16 protein-coding genes are annotated in these 16479 nt (G+C 33.5%); 11 read left to right on the top strand and 5 right to left on the bottom strand.

Annotated elements, in window-relative coordinates:
• Positions 1-167: 167 nt before the first annotated feature.
• The gene (locus tag ABS764_RS03440) at positions 168-404 is read right to left on the bottom strand and encodes an acyl carrier protein (protein WP_007137004.1); all 237 of its coding nucleotides are present in this window, start codon (positions 402-404) and stop codon (positions 168-170) included.
• A 175-nt stretch (positions 405-579) separates the two neighbouring features.
• Here ABS764_RS03440 and purN point away from each other — a divergent pair, with 175 nt between their 5' ends.
• The 4 genes from purN (at position 580) to ABS764_RS03420 (ending at position 4703) form a co-directional block, all read left to right on the top strand.
• Entirely contained in the window at positions 580-1149 is a 570-nt protein-coding gene (gene purN, locus ABS764_RS03435; protein WP_408079998.1) for a phosphoribosylglycinamide formyltransferase, read from the top strand.
• Between the two features lie 2 nt (positions 1150-1151).
• On the top strand, positions 1152-1631 hold the full coding sequence (gene rnhA, locus ABS764_RS03430; protein WP_408079996.1) for a ribonuclease HI: 480 nt from the start codon (positions 1152-1154) through the stop codon (positions 1629-1631).
• A gap of 75 nt (positions 1632-1706) precedes the next feature.
• Positions 1707-2630 carry a PfkB family carbohydrate kinase gene (locus tag ABS764_RS03425; protein WP_408079994.1) on the top strand — a complete coding sequence of 308 codons (924 nt, stop codon included), beginning with the start codon at positions 1707-1709 and terminating at the stop codon, positions 2628-2630.
• Positions 2631-2804: 174 nt separating this feature from the next.
• The gene (locus tag ABS764_RS03420; protein WP_408079992.1) at positions 2805-4703 is read left to right on the top strand and encodes an amidophosphoribosyltransferase; all 1899 of its coding nucleotides are present in this window, start codon (positions 2805-2807) and stop codon (positions 4701-4703) included.
• 386 nt (positions 4704-5089) lie between these two features.
• On the opposite strand, the gene ABS764_RS03415 is transcribed toward ABS764_RS03420, so the two are convergent.
• Both ABS764_RS03415 and ABS764_RS03410 read right to left on the bottom strand, forming a co-directional pair.
• Entirely contained in the window at positions 5090-5698 is a 609-nt protein-coding gene (locus ABS764_RS03415) for a superoxide dismutase (RefSeq protein ID WP_408079990.1), read from the bottom strand.
• A gap of 183 nt (positions 5699-5881) precedes the next feature.
• Positions 5882-6565: a ComF family protein gene (locus ABS764_RS03410; RefSeq protein WP_408079988.1), complete on the bottom strand. Its 684-nt coding sequence runs from the start codon at positions 6563-6565 to the stop codon at positions 5882-5884.
• Positions 6566-6663: 98 nt separating this feature from the next.
• On the opposite strand from ABS764_RS03410, the gene ABS764_RS03405 reads away from it, so the two are divergent.
• From ABS764_RS03405 to ABS764_RS03385, 5 genes are all read left to right on the top strand, one after another.
• Entirely contained in the window at positions 6664-8205 is a 1542-nt protein-coding gene (locus ABS764_RS03405) for a glycine--tRNA ligase (protein WP_408079986.1), read from the top strand.
• A 358-nt stretch (positions 8206-8563) separates the two neighbouring features.
• Positions 8564-9400: a LytR/AlgR family response regulator transcription factor gene (locus ABS764_RS03400; protein ID WP_408079984.1), complete on the top strand. Its 837-nt coding sequence runs from the start codon at positions 8564-8566 to the stop codon at positions 9398-9400.
• Positions 9401-9577: 177 nt separating this feature from the next.
• Positions 9578-9826, top strand: a complete 249-nt coding sequence (locus tag ABS764_RS03395; RefSeq protein WP_408079982.1) for a hypothetical protein — start codon at positions 9578-9580, stop codon at positions 9824-9826.
• 106 nt (positions 9827-9932) lie between these two features.
• Positions 9933-11966 carry a tetratricopeptide repeat-containing sensor histidine kinase gene (locus ABS764_RS03390; RefSeq protein ID WP_408079980.1) on the top strand — a complete coding sequence of 678 codons (2034 nt, stop codon included), beginning with the start codon at positions 9933-9935 and terminating at the stop codon, positions 11964-11966.
• A 22-nt stretch (positions 11967-11988) separates the two neighbouring features.
• Entirely contained in the window at positions 11989-12678 is a 690-nt protein-coding gene (locus tag ABS764_RS03385; protein WP_408079978.1) for a response regulator, read from the top strand.
• 64 nt (positions 12679-12742) lie between these two features.
• Here the strand turns inward: ABS764_RS03385 and thiL are convergent, their stop codons facing one another.
• Positions 12743-13795: a thiamine-phosphate kinase gene (gene thiL, locus ABS764_RS03380; RefSeq protein ID WP_408080740.1), complete on the bottom strand. Its 1053-nt coding sequence runs from the start codon at positions 13793-13795 to the stop codon at positions 12743-12745.
• Between the two features lie 152 nt (positions 13796-13947).
• On the opposite strand from thiL, the gene ABS764_RS03375 reads away from it, so the two are divergent.
• Positions 13948-14871: a 1-phosphofructokinase family hexose kinase gene (locus tag ABS764_RS03375; RefSeq protein ID WP_408079976.1), complete on the top strand. Its 924-nt coding sequence runs from the start codon at positions 13948-13950 to the stop codon at positions 14869-14871.
• A 72-nt stretch (positions 14872-14943) separates the two neighbouring features.
• On the top strand, positions 14944-15423 hold the full coding sequence (locus ABS764_RS03370; RefSeq protein ID WP_408079974.1) for a DinB family protein: 480 nt from the start codon (positions 14944-14946) through the stop codon (positions 15421-15423).
• Positions 15424-15465: 42 nt separating this feature from the next.
• Here ABS764_RS03370 and ABS764_RS03365 read toward each other — a convergent pair whose 3' ends face one another.
• A complete protein-coding gene (locus tag ABS764_RS03365) occupies positions 15466-16422 on the bottom strand; it encodes a helix-turn-helix transcriptional regulator (RefSeq protein WP_408079972.1) in 957 nt (318 codons plus the stop codon).
• Between the last annotated feature and the right edge of the window lie 57 nt (positions 16423-16479).

The following is a 16479-nucleotide window of genomic DNA, read 5'->3' as shown; positions in this document are numbered from 1 at the left end:
TGTATTTTGTTATCTTTAAACAAGCAAAACCCACGCTTTCTTTTGTGTTTTAGTACTTAAGAGCCATGGGTGTCGCATTATGTGTAATTGATTGAATTTCAATCGAACTTTTAATTTGAAAAATAATAACACCCGAGTACTGAAAAAAGTAATCGGGTGCGAGTGTATTATTTTTTAGCTTCTTCGATGTAAGAAATAGCTTGACCAACAGTAGCAATGTTTTCAGCTTGATCGTCCGGAATCTGAATGTCAAATTCTTTTTCGAATTCCATAATAAGCTCAACAGTGTCTAATGAGTCAGCTCCTAAATCATTAGTGAAGCTTGCTTCTGTTACAACTTCGTTTTCGTCAACGCCTAATTTGTCTACGATAATCGCTTTTACTCTTGATGCAATGTCTGACATAATCTTTAATTTTAGAATTTAATTGGTGGCAAAAATAAAAAACTTTATTTTAAAATAACTATTAAGTTGATAAATGTGACATCTAAAATATAAAATAATTTTGAACAAAGACTTCCTAAAGCTATTTAATTTCGTTTTTTATTCTTTTTTTTGCGTCACTTAAATGTTGTGTATTATGAAAAAAATAGTTGTTTTTGCCTCTGGATCTGGTACAAATGCAGAAAATATTATAAAATATTTTAAAAGCGGTACAATTGGAGAAGTTGTTGGAATATTTACCAATAACGCAAATGCTAAGGTGATTGAAAGGGCTAAAAATAATGCTGTTCCTGTTGAAATTTTTACTAAAACGGAGCTTTACGAAAGTGATTTATTACAAAAAATTAATACAATTCAGCCGGACTTAATTGTGTTGGCTGGTTTTTTATTGAAATTTCCGGATGCTATTATTGAAGCTTATCCGGATAAAATTATAAACATACACCCGGCATTGCTGCCAAAGTACGGCGGGAAAGGCATGTATGGAATGCATGTACACAAAGCTATTGTTGAAAATAAGGAAAGGGAGACAGGTATTACTATTCATTATGTAAATGAAAATTATGATGAAGGAGCTACTATTTTTCAAAAACAAGTTACGGTTTTGGGTACTGATACGCCAGAGGTAGTAGCTGAAAAAATCCATGAATTAGAACAAAAGTATTTTCCGGCGGTTATTGAGGATTTGTTAAAAGCTAAATCATAAATTTGGAATATCAGGTACATATATATACTGACGGAGCGGCAAAAGGGAATCCCGGACCCGGAGGCTATGGTGTGGTAATGGAACTAGTAGGAACGCCGCATAAAAAAGAATTTTATGAAGGTTTTCGTTATACTACTAATAACAGAATGGAATTGCTGGCGGTAATTGTAGGTTTGGAGAAGCTCAGGAATCCTAATATGAAAGTATTGGTGGTTTCGGATTCTAAATATGTGGTGGATTCGGTGGTTAAGAACTGGGTTTTGGGCTGGGAAAAAAAGAAATTCGCAGGCAGAAAGAATCCTGATTTATGGAAAAGATTTTTGATTGTTTATCGCAGGCATCAGGTTGATTTTAAATGGATAAAAGGACATAATAATCATCCTCAAAATGAACGGTGTGATGAACTGGCGGTGTTTGCTTCGGGTCAGAAAAATTTATCTGTTGATGTTTTTTATGAGAAAGAAGAAGGTAAAATTTTGTGATAATTTTGCTTCTTCTAACTTTTGCAACTCTGAAAGTTATAAACTATCTTTGCGCTTTAATTCCAAATTCATAAAATGAATAAATTACTGATTGTTGGAACAGTTGCTTTTGATGCAATTGAAACCCCATTCGGGAAAACCGATAAAATTTTAGGAGGAGCGGGAACTTATATTGGTCTTTCTGCCGCTTTTTTTAACTTACAGTCGGCTATTGTCTCTGTTGTAGGTGATGATTTTCCACAAGAATATTTAGATTTGTTAACGGAAAGAAATATTGATATTTCCGGACTTGAAGTAGTAAAAGGCGGAAAAACCTTTTTCTGGAGCGGACGTTACCATAACGACCTGAATTCAAGAGATACATTAGATACGCAATTAAATGTTTTGGCTGATTTTCAGCCAAAAGTTCCTGAAAATTATAAAAATGCCGATGTAGTGATGTTAGGAAATCTGCATCCATTAGTACAGATTGGTGTTTTAGATCAATTAGAAAGCAAGCCTAAATTAGTAGTACTAGATACCATGAATTTCTGGATGGATTGTGCTTTGCCTGAATTACTGGATGTAATGAAGCGTGTAGATGTTATAACCATTAATGATGAAGAGGCAAGACAACTATCCGGAGAATACTCGTTAGTAAAAGCTGCAGCTAAAATTCAGGCTATGGGACCGGAATTTGTGGTGATTAAAAAGGGAGAACATGGTGCATTGCTTTTTCATGAAAACAATGTCTTTTTTGCGCCTGCATTACCATTAGAAGAAGTTTTTGACCCAACCGGTGCAGGAGATACTTTTGCAGGAGGTTTTGCAGGATTTATTACTCAGAGCGAGAATATTTCTTTTGAAAATATGAAAAATGCTATTATTTATGGCTCAAATCTGGCTTCATTTTGTGTGGAGAAATTCGGCACAGAGCGAATGGTTAGCTTAGAAAAAGATGAGGTAGTGGCCCGATTAAAGCAATTTAAATCGTTGACACAATTTGATATAGAATTATAATGCTTTGAAACCTCGGAAACGGGGTTTTTTTTGTTTTATAAAAATACACCGGATTTCTTAATCCAGATTAATTGAAATAGAATAAAAAAATTAAAACTTTGTACCAGTTATAAAGGATTTTAAATTTATTACAAACATTTAGAATAAAACAAACACAACAACAAATATACTACAATGAGCGACGCTTTAAAACACGAATGTGGAATAGCTTTAGTTAGACTGCTTAAACCGCTTGAATTTTACAAGGAGAAGTATGGTTCTGCTTTTTACGGGATACAAAAAATGTATCTGATGATGGAAAAACAACATAATCGCGGACAGGACGGAGCTGGTTTTGCCAGCATCAAAATGGATGTGGAACCAGGAGAACGATATATTAGCAGAGTTCGTTCTAATCAGTCTCAGCCTATTCAGGATGTTTTTACTCAGATTAACGAAAGAATTAATGAAGAAATGGCAAATCATCCAGAATATGCGGATGATGTAGCGGCTCAAAAAGCCAATATTCCTTATATAGGAGAGTTGTTTTTAGGGCATGTGCGTTACGGTACTTTTGGAAAAAACAGTATTGAGAGTGTGCACCCTTTTTTAAGGCAAAGTAACTGGATGCATCGTAATCTTATTTTGGCGGGAAACTTTAATATGACGAATGTTAAAGAGCTTTTTCAAAATCTGGTGGAGTTAGGTCAGCATCCGAAAGAAATGGCGGATACGGTAACAGTAATGGAAAAAATTGGTCACTTTTTAGATAAAGAAGTGATGCAATTGTATCAGGACTGTAAGGCCGAAGGTTATTCTAAACAAGAGGCTTCGCCTGTAATTGCCGAAAGATTAGATGTTGCTAAAATCTTAGCCCGTTCGGCAAAAAATCTTGACGGAGGATATGCTATGGCAGGACTTTTAGGACATGGAGATGCTTTTGTTTTCAGAGATCCGGCAGGAATTCGTCCGGCATATTATTATCAGGATGACGAAATTGTGGTTGTAGCATCAGAAAGACCGGTTATTCAGACGGTTTTCAATGTGCCTTTTGATAAAGTAAATGAAATAGATCCTGGAAGCGCTTTGATTATCAAAAAGAACGGAGCTGTTTCTATGAAAGAAATTTTGACTCCTACAGTTAAAAAATCATGTTCTTTTGAACGCATTTATTTCTCAAGAGGAAGTGATGCTGAAATTTATCAGGAAAGAAAAAATTTAGGTAAATTGATTTTACCTGCTGTTTTAAATTCTATTGATCAGGATACTGATAATACTGTTTTTTCATATATTCCTAATACAGCAGAAACGTCCTTTTACGGATTAGTAGAAGCGGCTCAGGATTTCTTAAACCAGAGAAAAAATAATTACATTTTAGCTAATAGAAATACGCTTACTGCTGAAACTTTGCAGGAATTATTAGCTGTAAAAATCAGAACTGAAAAAGTAGCTATAAAAGATGCTAAACTGAGAACTTTTATTACAGAGGACAGTAGTCGTGATGATTTAGTGGCTCACGTTTATGATGTGACTTACGGGGTTATCAAACCTACAGACAATCTGGTGATTATTGATGATAGTATTGTAAGAGGAACTACGCTTAAAAAGAGTATTATCAAAATGATGGATCGTCTGAATCCAAAACGTATTGTGATTGTTTCTTCAGCACCTCAGATTCGTTTCCCTGATTGTTACGGAATTGATATGGCTAAGTTAGAAGGTTTGGTAGCATTTAGAGCTGCATTGGAACTTTTAAAAGAAAGAAATTTATACCATATTGTAGATGAAGTGTATGCAAAATGTAAGGCGCAGGAAGACTTTAAAGATGCAGATGTTGTTAATTATGTAACGGCAATTTACGAGCCTTTTGAGCCTCAGGAAATTTCGGATAAAATTGCTGAAATGTTAAGTTCGCCGGAAATTAAAGCAGAAGTTAAAATAATCTTCCAGACAGTAGAAGATTTGCATATTGCCTGTCCTAAAAATTTAGGAGACTGGTATTTTACGGGAGATTATCCTACTGCTGGAGGAAATAGAGTTGTAAATCGTGCTTTCATGAATTTTTATGAAGGTAAAGACGCCAGAGCTTATTAAATTTACAAATAAGTTATTTATCGGTTTTTTAGGTTGTTTGTCTTGTATTTTTGTACATGACTTATAACTAATATAAATTTGAATCACCATAATATTAGTAGGTTAAGTTTATGGTAGATTTGGGGCAAAAAAGGTGGAAGCAATTCCACCTTTTTTATTGGAATAAACTCGGAAAAGAGAAAAGAGAAAAGAGAAAAGAGAAAAGAGAAAAGAGAAAAGACGAATGACCTAATTTATAATTAGTTTGTTCGTTTTTTTATTGCAATAAAGTCTGGGTAAAAAAGCAGATAGGATAAAGGGAAGGAGAAAAGAAAGAACAAAAAAATAGACAAATCAGCTTTTTTAGTGATTTGTCTATTTTCTATATTCTTTTATTTTAAAAGAGATTATTTTTCAGAAGCAAATCTTCTGGCAACTTCTGTCCAGTTAATTACATTGAAAAAAGCTTCGATATAATCAGGTCTTCTATTTTGGTAGTTTAAGTAATAAGCATGTTCCCAAACATCCATTCCTAAAATAGGAGTTCCACCGCAACCTACACCCGGCATTAATGGGTTGTCCTGATTTGGAGTACCGCATACTTCTAATTTTCCACCTTCCTGAACACATAACCAAGCCCATCCTGAACCAAATTGTGTTGCTCCGGCTTTAGCAAACTTAGCTTTGAATTCTTCAAATGATCCAAAAGCGTCTTCGATAGCAGCAAGTAGCTCGCCAGTTGGTTGTCCTCCTCCATTTGGGCCCATAACTGTCCAGAAAAGGTTGTGATTGTAAAAACCTCCACCATTATTACGTACAGCACCATTTGACATATCAAGATTAATTAATATGTTTTCAATAGTTTTGCCTTCCATATCAGTACCGGCAATTGCAGCATTCAGGTTAGTAGTGTAAGCATTGTGATGCTTTGAATGGTGAATTTCCATTGTACGGGCATCAATATGTGGTTCTAGTGCATCATATGCATAAGGTAATTTTGGTAATTCAAAAGCCATGATATTTTTGTTTAAGATTTATAAAATAATTTATCCAAAATTAAACATTTATGTTTGGAATTGGAAATACTTGTTCGTTAAATAAATTAAATAATAGATTTTTTTGTTATTTTAATGAGTAAATAATTTTTTTTCTAAAAATTAGTGGCTTGTTTTTTTAAATATTTCTGACCCCGGTAAAATTTAAGACTGAGCCATTGCCATGCAAATAATACTAATTTTGGCTCCGGGAATTTTTAGTAACGCCCTTGCAGCTGCTTCAAGTGTGGCGCCTGTTGTAATTACATCATCAATAATAATAAAGTGTTTATCATGGTCTTTTGAAGTGTAATGAACATCAAAAATGGTTTCAATGCCTTCTGTTCTGCCTAGTAAGTTTTTTTTAGATTGCGTTTTTGAATAGGTTTTTCTAAAAAGAATTCCGTCATTGTATTTTAAATTTAATTTTTCCGAAAGTGTCTGACCAAAAGTGCTTACCTGATTATAACCTCTTTTTTTTAATTTTTTCCAGTGTAATGGTACGGGAATAATTTCATCTGCATTCAGAGTCAGAATGATTTCTTTTAATTCGTCTGAATACCAGTGGCCTAAAATAATTCCAATGTCTTCATGTCCTTTGTATTTTAAATTGTGAATCAGTTTTTGAACAATTCCTTTTTTATGAAAATATAAAAATGCGGAGGCATATTCTACAGGAATCCGACCATAAAATTTCTTGTAAGCTTCATTTTCTATTAATAAATGATGATTTGTAAGCGGAATATTGTGCCGGCAAGGAATGCAAACTACGCTTTCATTTGCCATTAAAATAGTATCGCAACCTGAGCAGCATTTAGGGAAAAACAGATTTAGAATACTTTGAAACATATAATAGTGTTTATTATTTCTAAAATTATAAAAATCAAGGCTTCAAACTTTAATTTTTTTCTTTTTTTTAAATTCACTTTTTATATTTTTGCACCACTATGGCAAAACAAGAAGATATATTTAAAAATGTAGTTTCGCATGCAAAAGAGTACGGATTTATTTTTCCGTCAAGCGAAGTATACGATGGTTTAAGTGCAGTATATGATTATGCACAAAACGGTGTGGAATTAAAAAAGAACATTCGTGAATACTGGTGGAAGGCGATGGTTCAGATGAATGAAAATATTGTAGGTTTAGACGCTGCAATATTAATGCATCCTACCACCTGGAAAGCTTCAGGACACGTAGATGCCTTTAATGATCCGTTAATTGATAATAAAGATTCTAAAAAAAGATACAGAGCCGATGTTTTGATTGAAGATTATGCCGAAAAGCTAAATCAAAAAGCAATCAAAGAAATTGAAAAAGCACGTACCCGTTTTGGAGATGCTTTCAATGAGCAGGAATTTGTTTCTACAAATGCCCGTGTTGTTGAGTACAAAGCCAAAGAGAGAGAAATTCTTGAAAGAATGGGGCGATCTTTAGGGAATGAAGATTTAGCAGATGTAAAAGCATTAATTGAAGAGTTAGAAATTGCCTGTCCTGAATCAGGATCCAGAAACTGGACAGAAGTAAAACAATTTAACTTAATGTTTGGTACCAAATTAGGGGCTTCGGCTGATTCGGCAATGGATTTGTATTTGCGTCCCGAAACGGCTCAGGGAATTTTTGTGAACTTCCTGAATGTACAAAAATCAGGAAGAATGAAAGTTCCTTTTGGAATTGCACAAACAGGTAAGGCGTTTAGAAACGAAATTGTTGCAAGACAGTTTATTTTCCGTATGCGTGAGTTTGAACAAATGGAAATGCAATTTTTTGTACGTCCGGGAGAAGAGATGAAACACTATGAATTCTGGAAGGAAGCCCGTTTAAAATGGCACTTATCTTTAGGTTTAGGAAAAGAAAATTACCGTTTTCATGATCATGAAAAATTAGCGCATTATGCTAATGCAGCGGCTGATATCGAATTCAATTTTCCATTTGGGTTTAAAGAATTAGAAGGAATTCACTCTCGTACAGATTTTGATTTAAAAGCTCACGAACAATATTCTGGCAGAAAACTACAATATTTTGATGCTGAATTAAATCAGAATTATGTGCCTTATGTTGTGGAAACTTCAGTAGGTTTAGACAGAATGTTCCTGGCTGTTTTTGCTACTTCTCTGAAAGAAGAAGTTTTAGAAGATGGTTCATCAAGAACAGTTTTAAAATTACCATCAGTTTTAGCACCTACAAAAGCAGCGGTTTTACCATTAGTTAAAAAAGACGGATTACCGGAAATTGCACATCAGATTATTGCTGATTTGAAATGGGATTTCAATGTAGCTTATGATGAGAAGGATGCAGTAGGCCGTCGTTACAGAAGACAGGATGCATTAGGAACACCTTTTTGCATTACTGTAGATCATCAGACAATCGAAGATGAGACCGTTACAATTCGTCACCGAGATTCGATGAAACAGGATCGTGTTAAAATTTCAGACTTAAAATCGATTATTGAGAATGAAGTTTCGATGAAAAACTGGTTAATGAAAATGTAATTTTTTTTACAGCAAATAGTACAAGGCTCTCCAAAACGGGGAGCCTTTTTTAATTTCACACCACTCAGCGTAAGAAATGATTGTAAAATCTATACAGGTAAAAATGACGGTTTCTGTCCTTAGTCGGATTTATTTACACTTAATCAATTAGTATTTACACTTCATCGATTTATCGGCTTAACTCATGTGAAAAATAAGTTAAATGTTTATTTTTAGCTTTCAGAATGTTGATTTTTTTAAACTAAATATTCAGTACGTTTTCCCAAAACTACCTCATTAATTTTTTTGATAAATGGTTGAAGCGTGTATGTTTCGAGTGTTATAGTTGTTTATGCCTAATCATAGGGAATTGCCATATATGAATTATTCATACATTATAATTGATGATAATAAAGAAAGTGCTCAAAAGACGAAAAGCATCACAGATGGTTTTTCAGAACTTATATTTTTGGGTATTGCCAGTAATTATGATGAGGGGCTTAATTTAATTCTTGAACACAAGCCAAAATTAATTTTTCTTGAAATTGAACCAGCTGATAAAAAAAGTAATTTATCATTGGCACTTATAAGTGAATTGTATAGATATTTAAATGTAGTTCCTAAAATTATTGTAACAACTTCTAAAAAAGAATTAGCATTTGAAGCTATCCAATATGAGGTGTCTGACTATTTTATCAAGCCCGTTACCCGTACTAATATGGTAAAATCACTGTTAAAAATAGGGAAATCTAATAAAACGGATCAGATAGCGCCTGTAGCAATTAATCCTCAAGAAGTTGCTCCGGAGTCCGAAGAAATAATTGTTCCGAATATTGTTAGATCTGAACCTCTGGAAATTCAAGAAGAACCTCTTATACTTTGTGTTAAATCATATGGTGATTACCGATATATAGATACCAGAGATATTGCCTATTTTCAAGCGGATAATAATTCTACTGATATACATTTAACCAATGGTGAAATAGTTACAGCGTTTAAAACTCTTAAACTTTTTGAAGGGGTTTTGCCATATCCATTTGTTCGCATTCATAATAGTTATATTGTTAATAGCAATTGTATCTCCCGAATACACACCGGTAATGCATCGTGTTATATTAAAAACACCACAATAAAATTACCTTTCTCTAAATCCTATAAATCCAATATTGACTTAATAATTTCGGAAATTTCTAATGGAAATTATCTTGAAATATAAAAATAGGCCATTTACCCAAATTTGAGGTTCATTCACTAACAAACCACTACAATCTACCATAAACACCTTAAAATACGATAGAAACACGGGTCGACTATGTAATTTTACTCCAAGGAAAAGCAATAAAGCATCCTTAAAAAGCAAGTAAAAAAACACAAAAATATAAAAACCCAAATTATGAAAAAATCTATCGTAACAATCGGATTATTCTCTTTAATGATGATATTAACATCTTTCACTTCTTCAACTGAAAATATTGATGGAGGAACAAGAAAAATCAAAACGGATGATATCTCTAATATTGATGGAGGAACAAGAAAGATCAAAACTGATGATATTTCAAATATTGATGGAGGAACAAGAAAGATCAAAACTGATGATATTTCAAATATTGACGGAGGAACAAGAAAAATCAAAACGGACTAATTAATTAGTTATCATATAAAAGCAGATAAGGTTGTCATTTTTGACAGCCTTTTTTTATACAACTAATTTTAAATTATTATTTTTGGTTAAATATCAAAAATTGCACTTGAAAACATCTACTTTAAAATCGTTAGTTTGCTGGTCTTTATGTGTTTTTTTGGGTTGTACCCAAAGAGAATCGACTTCTAGTAAAGTTAAAAATACTAATGACAGTCTTCCTGAGTATTTTAATTTGGCAAATGACTTTAATCTTTCAACGCAAAAAAGGCTATACTACATTCAAAAAGCAAATGAAATAATCGTTAATCAGGAAAATGATTCTCTTAACAGGGTTAATTTGTTTAAAATTGCCAACCGGTATTATAATCTGAATCATTGGAAAGGCTACAATAAAACTGTAAATTTGGTTTTAAGTAATTCAGAAAAAGTTTCTGATACGATAAGTATGGCAAAAGCTTACGGTTATTTAGGCGATTATTATCTTCAAAAATCAATTTCTGATTCAGCCTTCCTTTTTTATTACAAGGCTGAAAAAGTATATAATAAAATTGATTACAAGTTGCCTTTAGCAAAAACCCTTATTAACAAAGCTGAATTATTATTCAGAGTAGGTGATTTTATTGGAAGTGAAAAAGAAATTTTTAAGGTTCTTAGGATTATTAAGAACGAAAAAGATACCGATGAAATTTTCTATGATGCCTATAATTTACTTGGATTAGTGTATAACGGGATGGGAGAATACGACAATGCTATTGTATATCATAATAAGGCATTGCAAACTTTTGATGGTGTTCAAATTATAGGCAAAAGTCAAACCTTAGCTATTTCATACTTAAATCTTGGATTAGTTTATGTGGATTTAAAGAATTTTAAATCGGCCAAAGAGCATTTTCAAAAAGGAATTGAACAACAAAAAATTGAAAATCAGGATTTAAGTATTTATGTTTCATTATTAGATAATTATGCTTATTCAAAGTTTCAATTAAATGAAAAGGATGAATTGCCGGATTTATTTTATCAATCGATGGAAATAAGTGATAGTCTAAAATTAGTCTCAAGGAGATTTATGACTAGGATACATTTGTCTGAATATTATAATTCAAAGCAGGAAAATGCTAAGGCTTTGCAATTTGCAAATGAAGCATTAACTATAGCTCGAATAAATAATATTCCAAGAAATTTATTAATATCTTTAAAACAAATTTCGGCAGTAGATCCTAAAAACGCAACGGTTTATACCAAAGAGTATATCCGTATTAATGAGCAGTTGCAGAAAGATGAACGAAAGATAGGAGAAAAATTTTCACGTATAGAATATGAGACCGATCAGATAAAAGGAGAAAACTCTGATTTAGAAGCTAAAAACAGGAAATTAGTTTATTTTTTCAGTGGTTTGACAATCTTAGGTCTTTTTATATATATTATAAAAGCACAAAAAGCTAAAAACAGAGAGCTATTGTATAAGCAACAGCAACAAAAAGCAAATGAAGATATCTATAACCTGATGATTTCTCAGCAAAATACAATAGAAGCTAACAGAGTTCAGGAAAAAAAGCGGGTTGCTCAGGAATTGCATGACGGTGTTTTAGGGAGAATGTTCGGTGTGAGAATGAACTTAGAAGGTCTGAACCGGTTTAACGACGACTTAGCCGTTACCCAACGACATGATTATTTAGCAGAATTAAAAAATATTGAACAGGATATTCGTGAAATTTCCCATGATTTGAATAGGGAAAAATCAGAATTAATTAATAACTTCGTTGCTATTGTAGATAATCTTTTTGAGGAGCAGAGAAAAACCTTTGCCTGTAAATTGATTACTAATATCGATTCAAACATAAAATGGGACTTAGCTGTCAATGCTATAAAGATTAATTTGTACCGTATTATTCAGGAATCTTTGCAAAATATTAATAAGTATGCTAATGCGACTACGGTAAAAGTGGAGTTAAAAAAGCAAGAAAATAATATTGTACTGACAATAAGTGATGATGGTGTAGGTTTCAATGTTAATTTGAAAAAGAAAGGAATTGGTCTGCAAAATATGATTTCCCGCGCTAAGGATTGTAATGGAGATTTTAATGTAAAATCTAAAAAAGGAGAAGGGACAACAATCACAGTGAGCATTCCGTTAGAATAAAACAACCAAATACCACATAATAATGACTGCTGAAACAGCTTCCACCAGGCTAAAAAAAAACATTTTAATTGTTGATGATCATCCTTTTATAATTCAGGGATATAAAAATGCTATTGCAAGATACAGCCCCGATAATTACGATTTTGAAATTTTTGAGGCTAAGGATTGTGAGTCAGCCTATCATTTGATAACTAATACCGATTCTTTATTTTTTGATATTGCCTTTTTAGATATCAGTATGCCTGCTTATGAAGAGAAAGGTCTTTTTTCCGGAGAGGATTTAGCCAAATTAATTTTAGAAAAAATGCCGGATTGCCGGATTATTTTGCTGACCATGTTCACCGAGTTTTTAAAGATAAAAACCATCATAAGTAAAATCAATCCAAATGGCTTAATCATCAAAAATGATTTGACTTTTGATGAGCTTTTATTAGCCTTTGATTGCGTAATAAAAAACGAAATATATTATAGTAAGTCGGTTAAAGAAATGCTTGAATCACATGAAAATGATATTGAGATAGATTTGTTTGACAAACAAATTCTGTTTCATTTGTCCAAAGGAACTGCTTTACAAGATATGCCCCAATATATTCCTATTTCTTTGAATGCTATTGAAGTCAGGAAATCTAATTTAAAAGAATTACTCAAGGTAAAAAGTGGTGACGACTCTGACTTGGTAATTGGAGCAAAAAAAATGGGATTGATTTTCTAAAACGGTATTTGTTTTCACAACAAAGCCAATTCAAAATATTTTGAATTGGCTTTGTTGTGAAATATTATTCACTTTCACTTAATGCATTCCAGCCTCTGGCTTTTAGTGGAATTTTTGTGTTGGCACGTGTGACTAAATGGATTCCTTCACTTTCTTCAGTCATGTGTCCTATAATGGAGAAATTCGGATTGCCTTTTATTTTATCAAAATCTTCAATCGGGATAGTGAATAATAATTCATAGTCTTCGCCACCATTGATGGCAACAGTGGTGCTGTCGATATCAAATTCCTCGCATACGTTGATAAATTGTGGATCAAGAGGCAATTTGTCTTCATATAAATTACAACCTACTTTAGATTGTTTGCACAAATGAATAATTTCTGATGATAATCCGTCCGAAATATCAATCATCGAAGTTGGTTTTATTTCTAAAGCATGTAATAAAGTACGAACATCTTTTCGAGCCTCGGGTTTTAACTGACGTTCAATTAAGTAAGTATATAATTCTAAATCCGGTTGCGAATTTGGATTTACCTGAAAGACCTGTTTCTCTCTTTCTAAAACCTGTAACCCCATGTAAGCTGCGCCAATATCTCCTGTAACCACTAATAAATTTGTAGCTTTTGCTCCGTTTCGATACACGATTTCATCTGCATCAGCTTCTCCTAAAACTGTAATACTGATGATTAATCCTTTTTGTGAAGAAGTTGTGTCGCCTCCAATAACATCTACTTTGTACTCATTGGCAGCCAGCGTAATTCCTTGGAATAATTCTTCTAAGGCTTCCAACGGGAAACGATTAGAAACAGCGATTGAAACTGTGATTTGAGTGGCTTTGGCATTCATCGCACAAATGTCGGATACATTTGTAACAACAGCTTTGTAACCCAGATGTTTCAACGGCATATAAGCCAGGTCAAAATGAACGCCTTCAACCATAATATCAGTAGAAATAACCACTTTTTTGTCTTTGAAATCCAAAACAGCAGCGTCGTCTCCAATCCCTTTTAAGGTAGAAGCCTGATTGATTTCAAAATTTTTAGTCAGATGGTCTATCAATCCAAATTCACCCAATTGGGCTATGCTGGTACGTTGTGGGTTTTTATCTTCAATCATAGTGTGTAAATTTCTAAGACACAAAGATACAATCCCGAAGCTTCGGGAACAAAGGTTTTCATTAATTAAAAAATCAGGCATTTGAATTACTTTAAATAGTGATTAATAAGCTGTTTTTTTGCATCTTTAAGTTCAATTAAAAAGCAATAAAAATGAAATCATTAGATATAGTTACCCTGACAGTCAATCCGGCAATTGATAAAAGTACGCATTTGAAAGGTTTAGTTCCGGAGCAGAAGATAAGATGTGAAGCACCAAGATATGATGCCGGTGGAGGTGGAATAAACGTTTCGAAAGCTATTGCAAGATTGGGCGGAACTTCTCTGGCACTCTTTACAGCCGGTGGCTTTACTGGTAAATTACTTGAAGAACTGATTACTAAAGAAGGAATTGTGTCTAAATCTATAGAAGTCGAAGCCTGGACCAGAGAGAACTTTATAGCTGTTGATGATAATACAAATTCACAATACCGTTTTGGTTTTCCCGGTGGTAAAATTTTGTCTCAGGAAGCGCAAAAGATTTTGGATTTAGTTTCCAATTTAGATACTCAGTATCTAGTCTTAAGTGGAAGTTTAAATGAAGGTTTGTCTGATGATTTCTATCCTGAAATTGCTAAGACTACCACGGCTAAATTAATTGTTGACACTTCTGGCGAAGCCTTAAAAAAAGTTTTAAAAACAGGTGTTTATTTAATTAAACCAAATGTGGGCGAATTAGCCCGACTAATAGGACGGGAACTATTAGAATTAAATGAAATTGATGATGCCGCAAAACAAATCATTGCTGATGGCGGTGCCGAAATTGTAGTGGTTTCATTAGGTCCGCAAGGAGCTGCATTAATTACAAAAGACAGTTACGAACATGTTCCTGCACCCAATGTGGCCAAGAAAAGTACGGTAGGAGCCGGAGATAGTATGGTAGGAGGAATGGTTTGGGCTTTGTCTCAAAACAAAAGTTTAAAAGACGTACTTCGTTGGGGTGTGGCTTGTGGTTCGGCAGCTACGATGAATGAAGGGACGCAATTGTTTAAACAAGCCGATGCCGAACGATTATTTGAGTGGTTACAAAAAAAATAAAATACTACTGACAAACTGTTGTCACCAGCCGTATCTAATTTTGAAGAAGTAAAAAATTAAAACTTTAAAATTATGAAAACATTAGCTGCACAAGTAATTACTCCTGAAGATTTATTGCAACATTGGCAAGGACACCGCGCTTTAACACGTAGGGTGATTGAATTGTTTCCGGAGAAAGATTTCTTCGAATTTTCAATTGGCGGAATGCGTCCTTTTTCAAAATTAGCAGAAGAACTTTTAGCCATTGGTGCACCCGCTATGAAAGGAATTGTAAATCGTGATATTCAACCGTATACGGAAGGGACAGAAAAATTAATTTTCAAAGCGCAATACCTTGAAAAATGGGATGAAGCGACTGCTGAAATTAATACTTATTGGAATCAGTTGTCGATTGAAGATTTCAATGAAACCTTTAATTTGTTTGGCCAATATGAATTTCCAATAATCCAGAACATTCTCTATTTTATAGATAATGAAGTACATCACCGTGGTCAGGGCTATGTTTATTTGAGAGCATTAGGTATAGAACCTCCTTTTTTCTGGGAAAGATAAAATGATTAAAACTCCTGAAATGAATTTTCGTTTCAGGAGTTTTTATAACAGCCGTTTCTTGTTAGTTTCCAGTAATTCTAAAATTTTGGTTTTTAATCTTTCCGGTTCCAGTATCGTGGCATAATCACCAAACATTAAGTACCAGCGTGAAAATCCTTCTAAAGAATCACAGCACATAAAAGTCATTTCTATTTGATCTCCTGTTTTTTGTTCCTCAACAAATCCATAATATTTCCGTTCATGGCTTAGATACGGAGCAATTTTTTTCTCTACCCGAATTCTGATTTTGGTAGTTGAAACATCTTTGCTTTTATCTAAATAAGTTTCTAAAGCATTGTGTTCTATTGAAAAAGGGATTTCTGTTTTTTGGATTCCGTGAACCCTGTCAGCCCGAAACTGACGATAATCTTTTCGCAAATGACAATAACCTAACATATACCAATTGTTGTTGTCGTGAAAAACACCAACAGGCTCAATATGTCGCACCGTAATTCCATCTGATTGAATCGCTTCATACGAAAGAATAACCTGAGTCTTTTCGGCAATACTTTCAAAAAGAATTGCTAAAGTATCCGGCGATTTATCGTTAAAAAGCTTTTCTTCCGATTGCATTAAAACGTTTGATTCAATGTTGGAAACCCAGTCTTTATCATCACTTCTCAGTACTGCTTTGAGTTTATACATCGCCGAAGTATAATGATTTCCCAAGGTTTCATCAGTGAATTTTTGCATTAGTTTTTCTGCAGCAATAAAACTACTGGCTTCTTCCCGGGTAAACATAACAGGTGGCAATCGGTACCCTTCCATTAAAGCATAACCCACTCCGGCTTCACTGTAAATAGGAACTCCCGAAGCTTCCAGTGTTCGAATGTCACGATAAATAGTTCGTAAACTCACCTCAAAACGATTTGCTAATTCCTGAGCTTTTACAATCTTTTTAGATTGCAACTGAATCAAAATAGCAACAATGCGGTCAAATCGTTTTGGGGTTTCGTCCATTTTGTATTTTGAAGTTTTAAAGTTTCTGAGATGCTAAGTTACTAAGTTTAGTATGTA

The organism is Flavobacterium plantiphilum, assembly GCF_046000495.1.
Classification (GTDB): Bacteria; Bacteroidota; Bacteroidia; order Flavobacteriales; family Flavobacteriaceae; genus Flavobacterium; species Flavobacterium plantiphilum.
The sequence above is the reverse complement of the archived record's forward strand: the minus strand, read 5'-3'. Positions and strand labels throughout refer to the sequence as shown.

Excerpts from the sequence above, each read along its gene's own strand:
- ABS764_RS03405 (WP_408079986.1), top strand. The coding sequence starts at position 6,664 with ATGGCAAAACAAGAAGATATATTTAAAAATGTAGTTTCGCATGCAAAA.
- purN (WP_408079998.1), top strand. The coding sequence starts at position 580 with ATGAAAAAAATAGTTGTTTTTGCCTCTGGATCTGGTACAAATGCAGAA.
- ABS764_RS03385 (WP_408079978.1), top strand. The coding sequence starts at position 11,989 with ATGACTGCTGAAACAGCTTCCACCAGGCTAAAAAAAAACATTTTAATT.
- ABS764_RS03365 (WP_408079972.1), bottom strand. The coding sequence starts at position 16,422 with ATGGACGAAACCCCAAAACGATTTGACCGCATTGTTGCTATTTTGATT.
- ABS764_RS03440 (WP_007137004.1), bottom strand. The coding sequence starts at position 404 with ATGTCAGACATTGCATCAAGAGTAAAAGCGATTATCGTAGACAAATTA.
- ABS764_RS03395 (WP_408079982.1), top strand. The coding sequence starts at position 9,578 with ATGAAAAAATCTATCGTAACAATCGGATTATTCTCTTTAATGATGATA.
- ABS764_RS03420 (WP_408079992.1), top strand. The coding sequence starts at position 2,805 with ATGAGCGACGCTTTAAAACACGAATGTGGAATAGCTTTAGTTAGACTG.
- ABS764_RS03370 (WP_408079974.1), top strand. The coding sequence starts at position 14,944 with ATGAAAACATTAGCTGCACAAGTAATTACTCCTGAAGATTTATTGCAA.
- thiL (WP_408080740.1), bottom strand. The coding sequence starts at position 13,795 with ATGATTGAAGATAAAAACCCACAACGTACCAGCATAGCCCAATTGGGT.
- ABS764_RS03410 (WP_408079988.1), bottom strand. The coding sequence starts at position 6,565 with ATGTTTCAAAGTATTCTAAATCTGTTTTTCCCTAAATGCTGCTCAGGT.
- ABS764_RS03425 (WP_408079994.1), top strand. The coding sequence starts at position 1,707 with ATGAATAAATTACTGATTGTTGGAACAGTTGCTTTTGATGCAATTGAA.
- ABS764_RS03415 (WP_408079990.1), bottom strand. The coding sequence starts at position 5,698 with ATGGCTTTTGAATTACCAAAATTACCTTATGCATATGATGCACTAGAA.
- ABS764_RS03400 (WP_408079984.1), top strand. The coding sequence starts at position 8,564 with ATGAATTATTCATACATTATAATTGATGATAATAAAGAAAGTGCTCAA.
- ABS764_RS03375 (WP_408079976.1), top strand. The coding sequence starts at position 13,948 with ATGAAATCATTAGATATAGTTACCCTGACAGTCAATCCGGCAATTGAT.